The organism is Brevibacterium luteolum (assembly GCF_013004595.1).
Taxonomy (GTDB): Bacteria; Actinomycetota; Actinomycetes; order Actinomycetales; family Brevibacteriaceae; genus Brevibacterium; species Brevibacterium luteolum.
Window position 1 is genome coordinate 1 of the sequence record NZ_JABEMC010000007.1, and the last position, 13155, is coordinate 13155.

General features: G+C 65.9%; 9 protein-coding genes, 1 tRNA gene and 1 pseudogene. 6 read left to right on the forward strand and 5 right to left on the reverse strand.

Going from position 1 to position 13155, the window contains the following annotated elements:
* Nucleotides 1-119: 119 nt before the first annotated feature.
* Both HLA91_RS10615 and HLA91_RS10620 read left to right on the forward strand, forming a co-directional pair.
* Nucleotides 120-368: pseudogene (locus HLA91_RS10615) on the forward strand (integrase core domain-containing protein); the annotation flags it as partial.
* A gap of 190 nt (nt 369-558) precedes the next feature.
* Nucleotides 559-1311: an integrase core domain-containing protein gene (locus HLA91_RS10620; RefSeq protein ID WP_170274644.1), complete on the forward strand. Its 753-nt coding sequence runs from the start codon at nt 559-561 to the stop codon at nt 1309-1311.
* Between the two features lie 113 nt (nt 1312-1424).
* Here the strand turns inward: HLA91_RS10620 and HLA91_RS10625 are convergent.
* Nucleotides 1425-1497: transfer RNA gene (locus tag HLA91_RS10625), tRNA-Ala, on the reverse strand.
* A 257-nt stretch (nt 1498-1754) separates the two neighbouring features.
* Here HLA91_RS10625 and HLA91_RS10630 point away from each other — a divergent pair.
* The gene (locus HLA91_RS10630) at nt 1755-2972 is read left to right on the forward strand and encodes an alpha-hydroxy acid oxidase (protein WP_170274645.1); all 1218 of its coding nucleotides are present in this window, start codon (nt 1755-1757) and stop codon (nt 2970-2972) included.
* A 25-nt stretch (nt 2973-2997) separates the two neighbouring features.
* Here the strand turns inward: HLA91_RS10630 and HLA91_RS10635 are convergent, their stop codons facing one another.
* Nucleotides 2998-3141: a hypothetical protein gene (locus HLA91_RS10635; RefSeq protein ID WP_170274646.1), complete on the reverse strand. Its 144-nt coding sequence runs from the start codon at nt 3139-3141 to the stop codon at nt 2998-3000.
* A 46-nt stretch (nt 3142-3187) separates the two neighbouring features.
* Between HLA91_RS10635 and HLA91_RS10640 the strand changes: the two genes are divergently transcribed.
* The gene (locus HLA91_RS10640; protein WP_170274647.1) at nt 3188-5914 is read left to right on the forward strand and encodes a cation-translocating P-type ATPase; all 2727 of its coding nucleotides are present in this window, start codon (nt 3188-3190) and stop codon (nt 5912-5914) included.
* A gap of 94 nt (nt 5915-6008) precedes the next feature.
* Here HLA91_RS10640 and HLA91_RS10645 read toward each other — a convergent pair whose 3' ends face one another.
* The 3 genes from HLA91_RS10645 to HLA91_RS10655 all read right to left on the reverse strand — a co-directional run bounded on the left by HLA91_RS10645 (nt 6009) and on the right by HLA91_RS10655 (nt 10767).
* Entirely contained in the window at nt 6009-6830 is an 822-nt protein-coding gene (locus HLA91_RS10645; RefSeq protein ID WP_170274648.1) for an SDR family NAD(P)-dependent oxidoreductase, read from the reverse strand.
* Between the two features lie 126 nt (nt 6831-6956).
* Nucleotides 6957-10430 (reverse strand): SNF2-related protein, encoded by a 3474-nt coding sequence (locus HLA91_RS10650; protein ID WP_170274649.1) that lies wholly within the window; start codon nt 10428-10430, stop codon nt 6957-6959.
* A 115-nt stretch (nt 10431-10545) separates the two neighbouring features.
* A complete protein-coding gene (locus tag HLA91_RS10655) occupies nt 10546-10767 on the reverse strand; it encodes a hypothetical protein (protein WP_170274650.1) in 222 nt (73 codons plus the stop codon).
* 14 nt (nt 10768-10781) lie between these two features.
* Between HLA91_RS10655 and HLA91_RS10660 the strand changes: the two genes are divergently transcribed.
* Both HLA91_RS10660 and HLA91_RS10665 read left to right on the forward strand, forming a co-directional pair.
* Nucleotides 10782-10940, forward strand: coding sequence for a hypothetical protein (locus HLA91_RS10660; RefSeq protein WP_170274651.1), 159 nt, complete (start codon nt 10782-10784; stop codon nt 10938-10940).
* A 522-nt stretch (nt 10941-11462) separates the two neighbouring features.
* Entirely contained in the window at nt 11463-13067 is a 1605-nt protein-coding gene (locus HLA91_RS10665; protein WP_204514238.1) for an N-acyl-D-amino-acid deacylase family protein, read from the forward strand.
* Nucleotides 13068-13155 lie beyond the last annotated feature (88 nt).

Consider the following 13155-nt stretch of genomic DNA (forward strand, 5'->3'; position numbering starts at 1 on the left):
ACGAACTCCGGCCCCACGAGGCCATCTCATGGAACCGGCCCAAGGAGGTGCACCTGGGCCTAGCCGACCCCACCACCCCGACATTCAAAACCAAGGAAATCCTGCCAACTACTTGACGCGGGACAGTCGGATCGATGGGCCGGGTCGGTGCTGCCGGTGATAATGCTGCGATGGAATCGTTCTTCGCCGTGCTGCAGAAGAACGTCCTCGACCGGGGCCGATGGGACACGCGAGCGAGCTTACGTACAGCGATCGTGCACTGGGTCGAGCGGACCTATCACCGCAAGCGTCGGCAACGGCGTTTAGGTAAACTGACCCCGGTTGAATACGAGCTTGTTCATCACAAGGCCGTCGCCCTGGCGGCATAAACCCCGGAGTCAACCAAACCTTCAGCAGTCCCCAGAGACCATCGCCTGGCACCTGCAGCAGGAAGGTCTCCAGGTCCCGTCTAAGGCCACGATCCACCGGGTGCTTAAGGACGCTGGCCGGGTCACGCCCGCCCCGCACAAGCGCCCGAAGTCCAGCTACCGACGATTCGCTGCCGAGTTGCCAAATGAGATGTGGCAAACCGACATCACACACACCTTGCTCAGTGACGGCAGCCGAGCTGACATCCTCGACTTCCTCGATGATCATTCCCGCTATCTGTTACGCATCCGCGCGTTCCTGCCCTGTACCGGTGCTGACGTTGTCGCCGTGATGGACGAGCTGATCAGCACCTTCGGCCCGCCAGCAGCCACCCTCAGCGATAACGGCTTAGTCTTCACCAGCCGCATGACCGGCCGGCCTGGAGCCAAGAACGGTTTCGAAACCCTGCTGGCAGCCCACCACATCAAACAGAAGAACGGCAAACCCGGCCACCCACAGACCCAGGGCAAGATCGAGCGCTTCCACCAGACCCTGAAGAACCGCCTACAGGCCCGCTACAGCCCACCAGCATCCCTGGACCAACTCCAGCAACAGCTCGATGCTACCCGGCACTGGTACAACAACGAACGCCCCCATCGAGCTATCGGCATGCGTACACCCCGGCAAGCTTACGAAGCACTGCCCAAAGCCAGCCCTGCCACCACTTCCCAGATCGAGTACCGCACCCGCGTCGACGCCGTCGACAAAGACGGCAAAGTCACCGTCCGATACGCCGGAAGACTGCGCCATCTAGGCATCGGCCGAGCCCACCGCGGACGCCTAATACTCATGCTCATCCACGACCGCGACGTCATCACCAGCGACCGCACAACCGGCGAAATCATCGCCTACCACCACATCGACCCAGCCAAGAACTACCAGCCCAAACGAGACACCCTGTAACGAACCCCCAGCCCAGACACGACGACGGCCCCCAGGGTTTTCCCTGAGAGCCTTCCTCGTTGTCAACGATGTCCCAAGACATCTGTCAACTATGTCCCGATACAGGACACTTGTGGAGCTAAGGGGAATCGAACCCCTGACCTTCTCATTGCGAACGAGACGCTCTACCAACTGAGCTATAGCCCCAAGCCGCCGTCATCTGGACGGCGGTGACACCAGTACTTTACTCCCTCCCACCAACTGCAGCCAAGATGGCAAGGGTCGGGGGCTGCGAAACGTACCGGTGGGCGTTCTCTGCCCGATATCTCGGAACACCGCGCCTGCCAGCTGCCTACGCGGCTAGTGTGGGAAAACAGCAGACGCCAGTCCGCCAGCGCCGGCGGCGTCTGTGCGATGATTCCCAGCGGCAGCGACGGCCGACAGTGACGAAGACAGGTGATGGCATGAAGATCTCCGAGGCGCTGAGTTTGGTGCGCATGGGGCGTCCCGAGCTCAACCGAGTGCAGCGCTTTCGCGCCCGCTGCCGCACGGTCGCCGACGTCGAGGCGGCCGCCCGCCGAGCGCTGCCGCGGCCGGTCTTCGATTACATCGCAGGTGGAGCCGATGACGAGGTGACGCTGGCGGAGAACGTAGGCGCTTATACCGCGTGGCGTTTTCAGCCGCAGGTGCTGCGCGACGTCGCCGAGGTCGACCTTTCCACCGAGATCTTCGGCCGCCGGTCCGTGCTGCCGTTCGGGCTCGCGCCGACCGGATACACCAAGATGATCGCCTCGGCTGGTGAACCCGCCGTCGCTCGTGCCGCCGCCGATGCGGGGATCCCCTATGTGCTCTCGACGATGGCCTCGACGTCGCTGGAGGATCTGGCTGCCGTGCCGCCGGCCGGCCGGGCGGACCGGTGGTTTCAGCTCTACGTGTGGAAGGACCGCGGCCTTACCGCAGGACTCATTGCACGTGCCGCAGCCGCGGGCTACCGGGTGCTCGAAGTCGCTGTTGACACCCACGTCTCCGGGTTCCGCGGCCGGGACGTGCGCAACGGCCTCACCATCCCGCCGCAGCTGACCCCTGGCGCGCTGCTCGACATCGCCAGTAGGCCCCGGTACTGGACGCAGATGCTCGCCCACCCGATGATCGAATTCGCCAATGTCGCCGGATCCGATGCCGGGTACACGATTGAGAACATCTCCCAGCAGTTCGATCCGAGCCTGGACTGGGACACGCTGGCCTGGATTCGGTCGCTGTGGGACGGCCCGCTTCTCCTCAAAGGACCCGTCAGCGCTGCCGATGCACTGCGGGCGCAGCAGCTCGGCGTCGACGGCGTCCACCTGTCCAACCACGGCGGCCGGCAGCTTGACCGCTGCGTCGTCCCCCTCGACCTCGTCCCTCTCGTTCGGGCCGCGGCCGGGGAAGAGTTCACGATCCTCGTCGACTCCGGGATCCGACACGGCACCGACATCGCCGTCGCACTCGCCCGCGGCGCTGATGCAGCATTCATCGGCCGACCCTACCTCTACGGTCTCGCGGCCGCCGGCCAGTCGGGAGTCGCCCATGTCATCGACATCCTCCGCACGCAGCTCACCCGTACCCTGCAGCTAGCGGGAGTCGCGACTGTCGACGAGCTGCGCACCCACGGCCACGAGCTGCTGAACCCGACAGGGCGATGACGCGACGGCACCGCCCGTGGTGCGCTCAACCGGTGCTCTCGCCGGGCCCGGAGGTCACGCTGAGGCTGCTGCGATCCTCCGCCCAATCGCAGAACGCATCGAGCGTCTCGAAGATGGCCGCCTCTGCGTAGTGGTCAGGTTGCCAGGGCGCCCATTCGGCTAAGGTCACCGGCCTCCCGCGGCGCTTCAGCTCCCAGGGCGGTTAAGCTCAGGCCATGAGCTCTTCTCTGCTTGACGACTGTGCCCTCAGTGATGCTCACGCCCGCACAGCCGCAGACGTCGTCTCTGCACTCGACACCTCGGCGACCGCCGGACTGACGCAGGCCGCAGCCGCTGAGCGGCTCGAGCGCTGCGGTCGCAACGAGCTGGCCGCAGCGCCCTCAGAGCCGATCTGGCGGCGGGTGCTCAGGCTGCTGAACGAACCGCTGACCTACCTGCTGCTGGCGGCGATCCTCGTCTCCCTCATCGCCTGGGCCGCCGAGGGCCGGCACGGGGCGCCGATCGACGCGATCGTCATCGCCGCGGTCGTTGTGCTCAACACCGTCATCGGCTTGGTCCAAGAGCTCAAAGCCGCTGATGCGGTCGCCGCACTCAAGCAGATGACCAGCCCCACCGCTGCCGTCACCCGATCCGGGCGCCCCCAGACCGTACCTGCTGCAGACCTCGTGCCCGGCGATCTCCTCCATCTGAGCGAAGGCGATGCGGTGCCGGCTGACGCTCGCCTGCTCACCGGCAGCCGGCTGATGGTCGCCGAAGCCGCGCTGACCGGGGAGTCCGTGCCCGTGCACAAGCACACTGAGCCCGTCTCAGCTGACACGCCGCTGGCCGATCGCCTGTCGATGGTGCATGCGGGCACCGCTGTCACACAGGGCGGCGGCACGGCCGTCATCACCGGCACCGGCGCCCGTTCCGAGATCGGCCGGATCGCCGGCATGATCTCCAGCGCTGGTGAGACCGACACGCCCCTGCAGAAGGAGATGGCGGCAGTCGGCAAGATGCTCACCATCGCCGTCATCGTGATCGCGCTGGCCGTCATGGCCACCGTCTACCTCACCACCGCCGATCATTCGACGGCTTCCCTCGTGACGATCCTGCTGTTGGGCGTCTCACTGGCCGTGGCTGCGGTGCCCGAGGGACTGACGGCGATCGTGTCGGTGATCCTGGCGATCGGCGTGCGCCGGATGGCCTCCCACGAGGCGATCGTCAAGCAGCTCGACGCCGTCGAATCGCTCGGCTCAGCCGGTGTGGTGTGCACCGACAAGACCGGCACCCTGACGCTCAACCAGATGACGATCGACCAGGTCATCACCGCCGACGGCCGCCACCACATCTCCGACCCTCAGGCCGCTGGGACCCTGGAGCTCGGCTCGATCGCCTCGAACGCCCGGCTGACTGCCGATGGCCCGATCGGCGACCCGACCGAAGCTGCGTTCCTCCTCGCCTGCGCTGACGCCGGCATCGCCGTCCCGCAGACCCACCGCTTCGACGAGCTGCCGTTCTCGTCTGAGCGCAAGCGCATGTCCGTGCTCGTCGCCGGCGACACCGGTGACAGCCGGCAGCTGGTGATGAAGGGCGCACCCGATGTGGTGCTCGCCCGCTGCACCCACGTGCGCACGGCAGAAGGGGACGTCGAGGCCACCCCCGAGGTGCTCGAACGTCTCGATGAGGAGGTCACCGCACTGGCCGGGGAGGCCTACCGGACACTGGCCGTGGCCGCGCGCGAGGTGCCCGCCGCCTCGGGCGCGGGGGAGAATCCCGAGGTGAGCCTGGGAGAGGAGATGGAGCACGGGCTGACCTTTGTGGGCATGGTTGCAATGATCGACCCGCCCCGACCCGAGGCGAAGGCGGCGATCGCGCAGGCCCAGCAGGCCGGGATTCGGGTCATCATGATCACCGGTGACCACCCGCTGACGGCCGAGCGGATCGCCGCAGACCTCGGCATCGACGACCCGAAGGCGCTCACCGGCGCGCAGCTGAGCGAACTGACCGACGCGCAGTTCGCCGAGGCGGTCGAGACCACCTCCGTGTTCGCTCGCGTCGACCCGAGCCACAAGCTGCGGATCGTCGAGCACTTACAGGACCACGGTCACGTCGTGGCGATGACCGGCGACGGTGTCAACGACGCACCGGCGCTCAAGCGCGCCGACATCGGCGTGGCGATGGGCATCACCGGCACGCAGGTCTCGCATGATGCGGCGACGATGGTCCTCGCCGATGACAATTTCGCTTCGATCATCACCGCCGTCAAACAGGGCCGCGGCATCTACTCCAACCTCAAGAAGGTGCTGCGCTACCTGCTGTCGTCGAACATGGGCGAGGTGTTCACCGTCTTTGGCGGTGTCGTGTTCGCCGGGGTGCTCGGCCTCGTCCAGGCCGACGGTGCGGTGATCCTGCCGCTGTTGGCCACGCAGATCCTGTGGGTCAACCTCGTCACCGACTCCACGCCGGCGCTCGCGCTGGGCGTCGATCCGGTCGATGAGCGGGTGATGACGAAACCGCCGCGCCGGCCCGACCAGCGAGCGCTCGACGGCCGCGAATGGGCGCGGATCCTCAGCACCGGATTCGTCATGGCTGTGCTGTCGCTGCTCGCCCTCGACGCGTGCCTGCCCGGCGGGCTCATCGCTGGTGACGACGATGCGGCCACCGGCCGGACGGTCGCGTTCACCGTGCTCGTCGTCCTGCAGCTGGTGAACACGCTGTCGGTCCGGCACGCACACACGACGATGTTCGCCGGCCTGTTCACCAACCACTGGCTGTGGCTGGCGCTGGCCACCGGCCTGCTGCTGCAGCTGCTTGTCGTCTACCTGCCGATTCTTAACACCGCGTTCTCGACGGTGCCGCTCGACGGGGAGCACTGGCTGCTCGTCATCGGCTGGGCGGTCGTCTTCATCATCGTCGAAGAGCTGCGGCGGGCGGTCGTACGGATCGCCGGGCGGGGCTGAGTCGGCTCGCTGCTCATGTGCTGATGGCAAGACGGCTGCCGCACCAGTGCGGTGCGGCAGCCGTCCGCCGTTCCCGAGGTGTGGGGCCGGAAGCTCAGACGCCGGCCCAGCCGCCGTCGCTGGCGATGATCGCCCCGGAGATGTTGGTGGAGTCGTCGCTGAGCAGGTAGGTGATGAGCGCCGCCTGCTGCTGTGCGGTCGAGGGCAGGCCCGGAACGAGGCTGAAGTACTTCGGCAGGCGCGCGGCAGCGAACTCGGATCCGAAGTTCACCTCGATGCTTGTGGCCACACCGCCGGGACAGACCGCATTGAAGCGCAGGCCTTCCTCGGCGTACATGAACGCACTGTTCTTCGTCAGCCCGTTGAGCGCATGCTTCGAAGCGGTGTAGGCGGCACCGGCGGCTGAGCCGCGGAGACCAGCCTCGGATCCGACATTGACGACGTTGCCGGCCTTCTGCGGCAGCATCACCGTCACGACCGCACGGGTTAGCTTCATGACGCCGGTGAGGTTGACCCGCAGGACCGCGTCCCAGATGTCGTCCTTGACGTCATGGACGGGGGAGAAGTCGTCCATGATGCCGGCGACATTGGCCAGACCATCGATGCGCTCGCCGGCCGCGTCGACGATCTTCGCAACGTCGCCGTCGTCGCTGACATCCCCGGCGACAGTCGTGATCGCCAGTTCGGATGCCTCCTGCTCCAGGTCTGCGAGTCGGTCAGCGGAGATGTCGCAGGCAATGACCTTCCCGCCTTCGCGGGCGATGCGCAGAGCTGCTGCACGGCCGATGCCGGCTCCTGCCCCGGTGACGATGACGGTCTTGTTCTCGAATCGGCCGGGGGTGATCTTCTCGTCCCACTGCTGCACCTGCGGTGCGTCGGTGGCCTGGGTCTGCTGGGTTTCGGGTGCGTCGGTCATTGGGCGTCCTCCCTGGAGGCAGTCGTAGCCATGAGCCGTCTCGCGCAGTTGCGCGATGCAGTCGATCGACTGGAGTCGATCGGGGGTTGTGGGCCGGCTCACACGCAGTCTATCGAGAGGCTGTGCCTAGTCTGCCGGGGTGAACAGCTCGCGGACATCGTCGGCAGTCAGCGCGGTGCTGAAAGCTCGTCCGTTGTCCATGAGGGCGTCGAAGAGCCGCGCCTTCTTCTGCTGCAGGGCGAGCACCTTCTCCTCGATGGTGCCGGCAGCGACGAGCCGGTAGACCATGACGTTCTTCGTCTGCCCGATCCGGTGTGTGCGGTCGATCGCCTGCGCCTCGGCAGCCGGGTTCCACCAGGGGTCGAGGAGGAAGACGTAGTCCGCCTCGGTCAGCGTGAGCCCGAATCCGCCGGCCTTGAGGCTGATGAGGAACACCGGTGCGGTGCCGGAGCGGAATCCGTCGATGACCTCGCCGCGGTTGCGTGTGCTGCCGTCGAGGTATGCGTAGTCGACGCCGATCGTATCGAGCCGCTCGGCGACGAGTCGCAGGCACGAGGTGAACTGGGAGAAGACGATGATCCGGTGCCCTTCGCTCAGCACCTCGTCGAGGCCGGAGAACAGCGCTTCGAGCTTGCTGGAGGGCACATCGGCGTATTCATCGCTGACGATCTGGGGTGACAGCGCGAGCATCCGCAGGAGGGTGAGCGACCGGAAAACCGTCATGCGGTGCTTGTCGAGATCGCCGACCATGCCGAGGACCTTCTTGCGCTCACGCTGGAGAACGAGGTCGTAGAGCTTCTTGTGCTTGGGTTCGAGCGGCACATGCAGTTCGTGCTCCTGCTTCGCGGGCAGCTCCTTGGCGACGAGGTCCTTCGTGCGCCTGAGCATGAACGGCCGCACCCGCCGGCGCAGCCGCTCCAGCCGAGCCTGCCGTCCGACATTGAGACGCTCCTGCACCGCCGCATCGTCGTCCGCAGAAGTGAGGACGCCGGACTCTGCAGTAAGCGCAGCGCCCTTCTCAATCGGCTTGACGTACTCCTCTTTGAACTTCACCGGTGAGGCGAACAGCCCCGGTGCTGTCAGGGAGAGCAGCGACCACAGATCCGTCAGCGAATTCTCCATCGGCGTACCGGTGATGGCGAGCGTGAACGGGGAGCGGACGTCACGGGCGACGCGGTAGGTCTTGGCGGTCTGGTTCTTGACGAACTGTGCCTCATCGAGGACGAAACCGCCCCACGGCAGTGCGGTGAATTCCTCGCCGTTGATGCGGAAGATCGTGTACGAGGTCAGCACGACATCGGCTCCGGCAATCGCCTCGGCGACCGGCTGCTTGCGTTTGTGCGTCGTCGTATCGAGCACTGCCACCTTCAGGTCCGGGGTGAAGCGGGCGGCCTCAGCCTGCCACACCGACACCACCGATGACGGGGCAACGACGAGGAACGGCGGCATCGTCTCACCGGTCTCAACGGCTCGCGCGCGAGCGTGAGTGATGAGGGTCAGAGTCTGCAGCGTCTTGCCCAGGCCCATATCGTCGGCGAGGATCCCGCCGAGGCTGTGCTCCCACAGGAACGCCAGCCACCGGAACCCTTCGAGCTGGTAGCCGCGCAGCTCGGCACGCACCCCAACCGGCACCTCGGGCGCGGGAAGCTCCTCCAGCGAACCGAGCCGGCCGATCGACTCCCGCCACTCACGCGCGGGGACCGCCTCATCGGCGAGTTCGACGAGCTCATCCCAGATCGAGACCTGGTGGCGGCTGATCTTCGAGCGCTCCGGCTCCCACTCGCCGAGTGCCTCGGCCTCCTGCAGCAGTTCGCGCAGCCTGTCGAAGGCCGGATGGTCGAGGGAGAAGAATGTGTTGTCGACAAGCTGCAGGTGCGACTTGTGCTGGGCGAGTGCCGCGAAGAGGGGAGCGAATGGGATCCTCTTGCCGTCGATCGTGACCTCGAAGGCGAGGTTGAACCAGTCGCGGTCGTCTGTCGCCTCGGTCGTCACCCGCACCTGCGGGGGTGCGGTGAGCTCGGTGTAGTCGACGCGCTCGCCGCTGATGTCGACGACGACCTCGGGATGGTCCTCGAGTCGCGGCAGCGCCCGCACCGCGAACTGGGCGGCGTCGATTCCGATCAGATGCTCCTCATCGACGGTGGCGGCCGTCGGCCAGATCCGGCGGATCTCCTCGAGTACGGCGAGTTCGAGATCCGGCTCCCGGTGGTGCCAGCGATTGTGCGCGATCGGAAGGCGGCGTTTGGGGCCGTAGTACTCCCACGACCAGGTCAGCAGCAGGGACTGCTTGGGTTCGAACTCAACCTCAACGTGCAGGCGCGGGTCCCGGAACTCCGGCAGCTCTGCCGAGGCATCGTGGCTGGTGAGCGTGGCCAGACCGCGCAGCTCGGGGAGGAACTCGGTGAAGAACACCTCGGCGTCGTGATCGGGGACGCCGAGCGTCGTGCGGGAGGCGAGCATCTCACCGAGCGGTTCGGAGACTGGGGTGGATGTTTCGGCCAGGGTCAGGCGGAGGGTGTTGCCCGGCAGTCGGTCGATGAAGGCGATGGCGTTGTCCCCGATGCGGAACACGTTCTCCGGTACGGTGCCGGCGAAGTCGATGAGGGCGGTGAAGGCGTAGCCGCCGGGCTGGCGCACGACGTCGACGATGACGTCGGCGGTCTCGATCGTCTTCTCCGTTCCCGAGGCGGTGGTGAGGGTGAGTGGGGAATGGGAGCTGACGACCCGCACTTCTGAGACGACACCGTGGCCGGTCAGCTCGATGCCGGTGTCCTGAGCGCGGGCGAGCAGCAGCCAGACGAGGGAGGGGTCGAAGGCAGAGAATACGGCGGTGTCGGGGTCGCTTCCGTAGGTGTAGCTGCGGGTGGTGTTCTGAGCGTGCAGCTGGCTCAGCGCTGCGGTGTGGTCACGGCGGATCCCGGGTGGGTCGGCCAAGCCGCGGGTGAAGTTGCGCCAGCCGAGCCCGCCTTTGATCCAGTTGTTCCGAGCACCGCGGCGCAGCGGTCGCAGGGTGACGCTGAGGCTGCCGAGGTCGATGTCGGAGAGGTTGACGACATCGGCGCTCGCGAGAGGGCTGCGGTGGCGGCCGTGGAACCAGCGGCTGGTGGTGCGCTCGATGTCGAAGCCGATCGCCAGCGGTGTGTCCTCGGGGCGCGATGTGTGTGCGCGGCGGCGGACCTGCAGCTCTGTCAGCACGGTACGCCAGTCGTCGGGGCGCTGTGGGGTGACGGCGCGGTGCGGCATCACATGCTCAAGGCCTGTGCGCGGGCTTGCGGTGTCGTCGCTGTCCCCGTAGTCGGCGATGGAGTACAGGACAGCGCCGACGTGCTTGCAGTCGTAGCCGACCGGGCAGCTGCAGTCGCTGCTGGTCGGTTCGAAGCAGTCCGGCTCACTCAGCACAGCCTGCGTCAGGCGGATGGCCACGCGGTAGATGTTCGAACCGCTGCCGAGGACCTCGCCGCTGAGAGTCGACTGCTCGGCATCCCAGCTCACGCGGCGCACGCGCTGGTCCTCGGCATAGTCCCGGCCGCGTTCGGCCATGACGTCGGTGAGGTATTCATCGACATCCGGGGCGAGCACGCGCGGCAGCTTCGAGATCACGGAACCATCGTGCCACGAGGCGCGGACATCACCATGCTGAGCACGACGGAACTGTGGACAGCCCTGCCGATCGCACACATGGTGTGGAACGACAGGGCTGCCGTGGTTCAGGCGATCAGATGATCGAGCGGTGGATCGACAGTGCCCGCAGCTGAGCGGCAAGGCGTTCGCGTTCCACCTGCTCGCTGGCGCTGCGTCGCAGGATCGCTGCGCGGTGCAGCTCGGCGTGGCTGGGGGCGCGACGGGATTTCGGCTTGCGACGAGCCCACCGCAGCACCGAGACGGCAGCGAAGATGGCCCACCGGCGGTGTATCGGATAAGCATGAGCAAATGACATGAGAAAGTCCTTGGATGACCATTTCAGGCAGGACGAATAGCCTGCCGTCGAAAACGGAAGTGATGAAAAGAAAGGGAGTCGGCGCGTTTCAGGAAGACAGCAGTGAATGGCAATTCATGGCATTCGATCACCTATTGATCTGTGTTCTCAATGGTGACGAAGTCGATGAATGACAGATCTTCGACGATGCGTGCGGAACGGGTCCGGAGGTCGTCAGGAAGGGGGTGCTCGCTGTGTACCTGGCGCCGAGTTCTACGCGGAGAAGCGAGGCGGGACGCGGCGGCTGCCCGCCGGGTTGCCGAGATCGGCAGCTCCCGTGGCCGTGAACGTGGTGAAGATCATCATCGTGCCCGCCTCCTTTCAATTCATTCAGGCGATGTCATTAAGCGACAGCGAATGATGTGGAATCTGTCTGCCGGTCGCATCAGAATGATGTCAAAGAGCATAAGAAGATTCTGCGACAACGGTAACACGGATCTCTGAGTTTGCACACCTGGATTCGAGATTTTTTGAATTACTCGCCCGTACCCGGTCCGGCGCGATTGAGCACGTGCGGTCACGGGCGGCGGAAGAAGCTGCCGTCTCTTCAGGTGAGAACACTCGTGGGGTTTACCGGAACTGCCGTACGGTGATCGAACAGTGATGCGCATCACAGTGAGTGGCGAGTCAGGCGCGCGAATCGAATGAGCACGACAATGCGGTCGTGGGAAAGCAGCGGGATGTTCGACATCAGGATTGTAGGCGGCATAGTTGTCGACGGCACCGGAGTGCCGGCCGAACCCGGTGATCTGGGCATCACAGATGGAAAGATCACCGCCGTGGCTGCGCCTGGCGCCATCCCCGCAGAAAGTGCGGCCGAGACGGTGGATGCCTCCGGCCGGATCGTGACTCCTGGTTTCATCGATCTGCACAATCACGCGGACTTCACGATCCACGGCTGCCCGGAAGCGCCTTCGCAGATCAGTCAAGGAGTGACGACGCTGCTGCTGGGCAACTGCGGATCGTCCCCATTCCCAGCGCCCAGCCTCGATGAGGTGCGGCACACATGGGGCCATCTCAGCCCGGTCTTCATGACCGAGGCCACGGATGCGGCAGGCTTTCTCGCGGCCACGGCTGCGCTTCCCCTCGAAATCAATGCTGCCTTCCAGGTCGGTTTCTCAGCTCTGCGCCGCATGGCCATGGGCAACGCCTCTCGACCCGCTGCCGCCGAGGAGAGGCAGCACATGATCCGCGGCGTCCGCGCTGCCGCTGAGGCTGGAGTCCGCGGATTCTCCACCGGTCTCATCTACGCGCCGGGTGCCTATGCGCAGCCTGACGAAGTGGCCGAAGTCGTCGCAGCTGCCGCCGAATGTGACCTGTTGTACTCCACCCATATGCGCGATGAGGCCGACCATGTGCTTGCGTCGGTCCGCGAATCGATCGACGCCGTGGCAAGCACCGCAGGGCGCCTGCAGATCTCCCATCTCAAAGCGACCGACCGCCACAACTACGGCCTCGTCTCTGACGCGCTGACCCTCATCGAGCAGGCACACGCTCGCGGCATCGACGTGACCGCTGACGTCTACCCGTACACTGCCTCAAGTACGACGCTGACCTCTCTCCTGCCGGGCTGGTCCCTCGAGGACGGACGCAATGGCCTGCCGAGCCGGCTTGCCGACGCGGATCAGCGAGACCGCATTCGCACAGCCCTGGCAGACACCATCGACGGGCGTTCCGGGGCTGAGGCCGTCGTCATAGCCGCCGTCAGCCCGGACGGCCCCGGAGGGTACGAGTGGGCCGTCGGACAGAGCCTGGCCGAGATCGGCGAGCGGGACGGCTGCACTCCGGCCGAAGCCGCGCTGCGCATGCTCGCCGCTCACGCCGGAGCTGTCGGCATCATCCACCATTCGATGTCCGAAGACGACATCCGGGCCGCTCTCGCCCACCCGCTGGTCGCCGTCGCCTCTGACGGTCACCAGCTTGCCGCAGAAGGGCCCGGCCGACCCCATCCGCGCAGCTTCGGCACATTCACGCGGGTTCTCGGTCACTATGTGCGCGACGTCGGTCTGCTCAGCATCGAAGAGGCAGTGCGCAAGATGACGTCCCTGCCCGCCTCTCGGATGAAGCTCGACGACCGCGGAGTCCTTGCACAGGGAATGGCGGCCGACATCGCGGTCATCGACCTCAACGCCGTCGCTGATCGATCAACCTACGATGACCCGTGGCAGCTCTCCGCTGGCGTCGACGACGTCATCGTCGGCGGCGCGTTCGCTTCCCGGAACGGCCGACTCGTGCGCGGTCACGGCGGACGCGTCCTGTGATCACGAGAAGACAACGAATCTGCGTGTCGGTTGCCCCGCCTGCACCGCTGATGCCAGTATGTGAGCTACGTCACTCGAATGTTCCCCT

Bases quoted from the DNA above. Each gene is read 5' to 3' on its own strand.
- HLA91_RS10655 (WP_170274650.1), bottom strand. From the start codon at position 10,767: ATGTCATTTGCTCATGCTTATCCGATACACCGCCGGTGGGCCATCTTC.
- HLA91_RS10640 (WP_170274647.1), top strand. From the start codon at position 3,188: ATGAGCTCTTCTCTGCTTGACGACTGTGCCCTCAGTGATGCTCACGCC.
- HLA91_RS10645 (WP_170274648.1), bottom strand. From the start codon at position 6,830: ATGACCGACGCACCCGAAACCCAGCAGACCCAGGCCACCGACGCACCG.
- HLA91_RS10620 (WP_170274644.1), top strand. From the start codon at position 559: ATGTGGCAAACCGACATCACACACACCTTGCTCAGTGACGGCAGCCGA.
- HLA91_RS10665 (WP_204514238.1), top strand. From the start codon at position 11,463: ATGCGGTCGTGGGAAAGCAGCGGGATGTTCGACATCAGGATTGTAGGC.
- HLA91_RS10660 (WP_170274651.1), top strand. From the start codon at position 10,782: ATGACCATTTCAGGCAGGACGAATAGCCTGCCGTCGAAAACGGAAGTG.
- HLA91_RS10630 (WP_170274645.1), top strand. From the start codon at position 1,755: ATGAAGATCTCCGAGGCGCTGAGTTTGGTGCGCATGGGGCGTCCCGAG.